Origin of the sequence: Pseudomonas sp. SIMBA_068 (assembly GCF_046534705.1) — a bacterium.
GTDB classification, from domain to species: domain Bacteria; phylum Pseudomonadota; class Gammaproteobacteria; order Pseudomonadales; family Pseudomonadaceae; genus Aquipseudomonas; species Aquipseudomonas putida.
This window is the reverse complement of sequence record NZ_JAWRYI010001143.1, coordinates 1-251: the sequence shown is the minus strand read 5'-3', so window position 1 is coordinate 251 and position 251 is coordinate 1. Positions and strand designations below refer to the sequence as shown.

At 43.4% G+C, this 251-nt stretch carries 1 pseudogene; it reads right to left on the bottom strand.

From position 1 onward, the window contains the following. Positions 1 to 251 (bottom strand): annotated as a pseudogene (locus SB756_RS33085) (hypothetical protein); the annotation flags it as partial.

Genomic DNA, 251 nt, shown 5'->3' with positions numbered 1-251 from the left:
GAACTTAACCACGTGATAATGGCCGCATAATTAGTAGTGTTGCCTTTATATTTCGACCAATAGCGTGTAAATCCTATGCGAGGGAACAACCAATGCTCGGCCACAATAACAGCACCTACAGGGGCCATCATTAGGCCCATTATTCCAACAAATCCCAACAGTTGAGAAAATACAAACGGGAAACACGCAATAATCGTAGTAACAATACCCACAACAACGGTCACTTTCGTGCGGCCCCATTTATGATTAAC